This is a genomic window from Zhongshania aquatica, assembly GCF_027257955.1.
In the GTDB taxonomy this organism is placed as follows: domain Bacteria; phylum Pseudomonadota; class Gammaproteobacteria; order Pseudomonadales; family Spongiibacteraceae; genus Spongiibacter; species Spongiibacter aquatica.
In genome coordinates this window covers 1-5,670 of sequence record NZ_JANZNQ010000058.1, presented here as the reverse complement: position 1 = coordinate 5,670, position 5,670 = coordinate 1, and the positions used below count along the sequence as shown (strand labels likewise).

Genomic DNA, 5,670 nt, shown 5'->3' with positions numbered 1-5,670 from the left:
GATATCGAAACTGTAGGTAGCAAAGCAGATATAGGCACTGGTTCTCTGGCGACTGACGCTTGATTTTGGCGCCGTAATATTGAATCCGTTCGGCATAGTGCTGCTGATTTTTTTGAGACAGAGAAAGCGAGTCGAGGACAACGGTCACCTCTGCCATCAGCGGTTGAATGTGGTGATACACCGCGAGTTCTTTCTGCAACTCGGTGCCGGTGAAATTGCGCGCGCCGCCGCGCAATTGTGTTAACGTAAGCTGGTCATTACCGGATACCAGTGTATTTAGTACAGTCGTCAATTTTGGGCTACACGCGGCGCCGATCTTCTCATGCAGTCGCTGCTGATGCTGGTTAACCACCTGACTGACGATCTTCTGCAGGGTGCTATAGGCAGGAATGGCAATTTTCTGGTGGGCCAGGAACTCAATCGCTGCATCAAAGAGAGCACGAGGTGCAACCCAGCTTTCAGCACAGGCCAATAAGTGTTCAACAAGCCGGGGTTGATGCTCAGGATCTTTCCAATTTTCATATTCGATCATGGAAAAAATCCGTTCATAAATGCGGGACTTTTGATCGGATTTCAGACTGAAGCGTCGAAATTTCAGGCCATCAAAGTGGCTTTTTGCGATAAATCCCAGGTCATCCTGCATGGATTTAAACGTCGGATTGAGCAAGATCGGTTTGCATTTGAAGTAGCCCAACAATGCGACGGCGATACAGCGATACTTGCGCTGCCTTATTCTGGCCAGCTCAGCACGCTCTTTATCATTCAGCGTGAAGTAAAACCGTTGATACGATTCGTTGAAGGACGGGACGCCGTATAAATCCTCGATTTCAGCGGCAGTGAGAATTGATAGTCGCTTGTTTCTGCTCATTCTTTGACCCAAAGGCCGAAGAAGATACTGAAACTTGAGCTAAATTAAAATTAATAGTGGCTTGGAGGCCAGCAAATACGGGGCCTTCAACGGTTTTTGCAGTATTTGGAGGCAAAATCCCTAGGACCCCAGAATCGCCTGCTGAAGATAGCGCGCGAGGGTGCGCAGATGACGCCGCGCGACCTGGCGAAGTTCGAGGATGAGCGGCGCTATGCGACACTGGCGGCGCTGGCCATCGAAGGCATGGCCACCGTGACGGACGAACTGGTCGACCTGCACGACCGCATCATGATCAAGCTGTTCAGCGCGGCCAAGAACAAGCATCAGCAGGACTTCCAGAAGCAGGGCAAGGCCATCAACGACAAGGTGCGCCTGTACAGCCGAATCGGGCGCGCGCTGGTCGAGGCCAAGGAATCCGGCATGGACCCGTATGCCGCGATCGAGGCCGTGCTGCCGTGGACAGACTTCACGCAAAGCGTGACCGAGGCGGCAGAACTGGCCCAGCCCGAGACGTTCGACCACCTGCACCTGGTGGGAGAGCAGTACAGCACCCTGCGGCGCTATACGCCTGAGTTCCTCGATGTGCTTCGGCTTAAAGCTGCGCCGGCGGCGCAAGCGGTGCTGGACGCGATCGACGTCCTGCGCGAGATGAACATGACCGGGGCGCGCAAGGTGCCGGACGATGCGCCGATCGCGTTCGTGAAGGCGCGGTGGAAGCCCCTGGTCATCACCGACGACGGTCTTGACCGCCGCTTCTACGAGATTTGCGTCTTGTCGGAGCTGAAGAATTCGTTGCGGTCGGGCGACATCTGGGTGCAGGGTTCGCGCCAGTTCCGGGACTTCGAGGAATACCTGCTACCCACGGAAAAGTTCGGGGCGATGAAATCAGCGCGCGAGCTGCCGATCGCGGTCAACCAGGACTGCGACCAGTACCTGCACGACCGCTTGCTCTTGCTCGAACAGCAACTGGCCACCGCCAACCGGCTCGCGCTGACGAACGAACTGCCCAATGCGATCATTACTGAGACAGGACTGAGGATCATCCCACAGGACGCCGTGGTGCCGGACGAGGCCCAGGCGCTGATTGACTTCGCCAGCGGCATGCTTCCCCGGATCAAGATCACCGAACTGCTGATGGACGTGGACGACTGGACCGGTTTCACGCGCCACTTTGTCCATCTTAAGAGCGGGGAGCAGGCCAAGGACCGGACGTTCCTCATGTCCGCGATCCTGGCCGACGCCATCAACCTCGGCCTGACCAAGATGGCGGAATCGAGTCCCGGCGCCACTTACGCGAAACTGTCCTGGTTGCAGGCCTGGCACATCCGGGACGAAACCTATTCGGCCGGCCTGGCTGAACTGGTCAACGCCCAGTTCAAGCACGCCTTCGCTGCGCACTGGGGCGACGGCACAACGTCGTCGTCGGACGGCCAGCGCTTCCGCGCGGGCGGCCGGGCCGAGAGCACGGGCCACATCAACCCCAAGTACGGCGCCGAGCCCGGCAAGCTGTTCTACACCCATATTTCCGATCAGTACGCGCCGTTCAGCACCAGAGTGGTCAACGTCGGCGTGCGCGACTCGACCTATGTGCTCGACGGCCTGCTGTACCACGAATCGGACCTTCGCATTGAGGAGCACTATACCGACACCGCCGGCTTCACCGACCACGTGTTCGCGCTAATGCACCTGCTGGGTTTCCGCTTCGCGCCGCGCATCCGCGATCTGGGAGACACCAAGCTGTACGTGCCGGCCAAAGTGGGCGATCACCCCGCCTTGCGCTCGATGATCGGCGGCAGCCTGAACGTCAAGCACCTGCGCGCACACTGGGACGACGTGCTGCGCTTGGCCGCCTCGATCAAGCACGGCACCGTCACAGCGTCGCTCATGCTGCGCAAGTTAGGCAGCTACCCGCGCCAGAACGGCCTGGCGATCGCGCTGCGCGAGCTGGGGCGGATCGAGCGCACGCTGTTTATCCTGGACTGGCTCCAGAACGTCGAGCTGCGCCGACGCGTACACGCCGGTTTGAACAAAGGCGAAGCGCGCAATGCGCTGGCCAGGGCGGTATTCATCCACCGGCTGGGCGAGATCCGCGACAGGTCGTTTGAGCAGCAGCGGTACCGCGCCAGCGGCCTGAATTTGGTGACGGCCGCAATCGTACTGTGGAACACGGTCTACCTGGAGCGGGCGACGCAGGCCTTACGTGAGAAAGGCAAGTTGCCAGACGACGGTATGCTGCAATTTTTGTCACCGCTGGGCTGGGAGCACATCAACCTGACCGGGGACTATGTGTGGCGCCAGCAGCGTATAGCCGAAGGCGGGTTCAGGGAGCTGCGCAAGCCCCAAGAGTAGGAAATATTCTAGAAAAGGGAAGATTCAGTTCGCGGCTGCGTGAATCGATTCCCCCGCCCCTCACGCAAGATTCTTAGCTTCTCTAAATAAACCAAGCCCTGCCAGCCTGGTGTGGCCAGATTGAGCCCTGGGTATTGCCGGCGGCAGTTTTCCAGGGCAGGCGACTGAGCATTGCGTTCTTCGTCACGCAGCGCATCCGAGGCGCCTCTGATAATTCGTGCAGCTTCCTCGCGCTCTCGCTGTTCTTCTTGTCTAGCGCGTAAATCCAGTGCTCGGGCATGCTCCAGTTGAAGCCGCTGTACCTCCAGCATGGCAATGAAGCGTTCAGTGTTTTCGGCTAGTAGCTGACGCTCGGCGTCGGTAAGAAGCTGGCCAGCGCTTGATCCATAAACGGGCACCGCCCCGGTGTCATAGGAGCCGTATAGGAGCTTGAAGCACTCGGAGCCGAGGACGGTGAACCGCCCATTCTCCCGCACGATGTGGATGCGTTTGTACACGCTGTGGCGACAGCCGTCGCGCTGACAAATTATCCGATCTCCTTTGTCTACCTCGACTACTGCCATCAGCTGCGCGTTCGACATCTTTTATTTTTCCAAGCAAAGACCGCCCCCGGTCATAAATGTCGACTATACAGTATAGGGTCAGGGCGTTTGCAAGTCGACTGCGCGGAATGGTTTGCGGGCGATATGCTCGGCCAAATCGCCTTAGCGCCCGATTTTTTCCGTTTTCCCTATTCGCCCCGATTATATCCGTAAGCAGTTCACAGGGCTGTTATTGAAAGGCCTATGATTACCTACGGAGATAAAATTTAGCTGACTTTTGGTACGAATCTCGCTGTCAGCTACCAGGCCCGCCGATAGGCAGTGCTTGCTCTATGGGGCTAACATAAACCCAGCCGGAGATATGTGGGCCAATTCTTCCAGCCGTACGAATAATGCTAGTGACATCATCAACTTGAGAATCCTCACAGACTAGTGAGATTCGAACCTCAGAAATAACAACGCCAGCATCTGTTGAATACGATTGTTCGGATTCGCTAAGTGGTTTTAGCGTCCCCTTTACATCTAGCAGGGTTAGATTTTTATAGCCGGCATCGCGCAATGCTTCAACTACAATGGCGGATCTGACATGGTGTATAAATGCTTTGATTTGTCTCATAACGGTACTCCATGAATTAGTAGAGCGATATTTATGGTTGAGCATTTGTCTGGCCATAAGTACTGCACAGCCTTATGGCCAGACGGTGGAGCATCAAGATGCCATTTGACTCTCATCACTCTCAGGGATGTTTTTTGGCTTGCGGTAAGCCATACGGTATAAACCGGGCAAAACCAGTAGGGTTAATAGGGTAGAGGAGATGATTCCCCCGATAACCACCGTCGCGAGTGGCCGCTGCACTTCCGCACCCGTGCTGGTGTTGAGGGCCATCGGCAGAAATCCGAGCGCGGCTACCAATGCGACCATTAATATTGGCCGTAGCCGTAACATCGCGCCTTCTTTGATCGATAGATCGATATCATCACCCTGCTCCAGCCGATCTCTAAACGCCGAGACCATCATTACGCCGGTGAGTACCGAAACACCGCATAGCGTAATGAAGCCAACGCCTGCGGTGATTGACAAGGGTATATCACGCAGCCAAAGCGCAATGACACCGCCAGTTAGCGCAAGTGGCACACCGCTGAATACGAGTGCCGCATCTTTCGCAGAACCAAAGGTCATCATGAGTAGGGCAAAAATCATGACAAGTGTCACGGGTACTAAGAGGCTTAACCGCTCGGTTGCGGATTGGAGTTGCTCAAACGTACCACCGTATTCCAGCCAATAGCCGGGCGGCAAGGTCACCTCTCGTTCGATTTGAGATTGCACATCGGCGACAAAACCACCTAAATCCCGGCCCCGTACGTTGGCACTCACAACAAGGCGACGTTTGCCGTTTTCACGGGAAATTTGGTTCGGCCCCGGTGCCAGCGTGAGCGTGGCGACTTCTTGGAGTGGTACGTAACCCCCTTGTGGCAATGGTATAGGCAGTCGCTCTAGGGCTCGTAAGTCGTTGCGGATTTCCTCCGCTACCCGTACAACGATGGTAAACCGTTGGTCGCCCTCAAAGATTAATCCGGCTTCTTCGCCACCTGTCGCAGCGGCTAATACCTCTTGGACATCAGCGACGTTCAGACCGTAGCGGTATAGCGCCGGCCGATTGGCTTCAACCGACAATATAGGTAAACCAGAAACCTGCTCTACTTTGACGCCTTCAGCACCCTCAACGCCGTTAAGCGCCGTTGCAATCTCAGAACCTGATTTCAATAACTGATCTAGATCGTCGCCGTAAATCTTAATGCCTAGGTCTGAGCGAACACCTGAAATCAGTTCATTAAAGCGAAGCTGTATCGGTTGGCTGATCTCGAACGCGTTACCGGGAATGAGCGTCAGTTTTTGCCGGATATCTTCTA

4 protein-coding genes and 1 pseudogene are annotated in these 5,670 nt (G+C 55.9%); 1 reads left to right on the top strand and 4 read right to left on the bottom strand.

The genetic code is table 11. From position 1 onward, the window contains the following. Positions 1 to 868: DUF4158 domain-containing protein (locus O9X78_RS20315; RefSeq protein ID WP_269621526.1), on the bottom strand; the 868-nt coding region annotated here is incomplete at its 3' end. Positions 869 to 997: 129 nt separating this feature from the next. Here O9X78_RS20315 and O9X78_RS20310 point away from each other — a divergent pair. Then, positions 998 to 3,217: pseudogene (locus tag O9X78_RS20310) on the top strand (Tn3 family transposase); the annotation flags it as partial. A gap of 8 nt (positions 3,218 to 3,225) precedes the next feature. Here the strand turns inward: O9X78_RS20310 and O9X78_RS20305 are convergent. The 3 genes from O9X78_RS20305 to O9X78_RS20295 all read right to left on the bottom strand — a co-directional run. Next, positions 3,226 to 3,615: a hypothetical protein gene (locus O9X78_RS20305; protein ID WP_269621525.1), complete on the bottom strand. Its 390-nt coding sequence runs from the start codon at positions 3,613 to 3,615 to the stop codon at positions 3,226 to 3,228. 439 nt (positions 3,616 to 4,054) lie between these two features. Further along, positions 4,055 to 4,375, bottom strand: coding sequence for a P-II family nitrogen regulator (locus O9X78_RS20300; protein ID WP_269621524.1), 321 nt, complete (start codon positions 4,373 to 4,375; stop codon positions 4,055 to 4,057). A gap of 93 nt (positions 4,376 to 4,468) precedes the next feature. After that, the coding region (locus tag O9X78_RS20295; protein WP_269621523.1) for an efflux RND transporter permease subunit at positions 4,469 to 5,670 on the bottom strand (1,202 nt) is incomplete at its 5' end.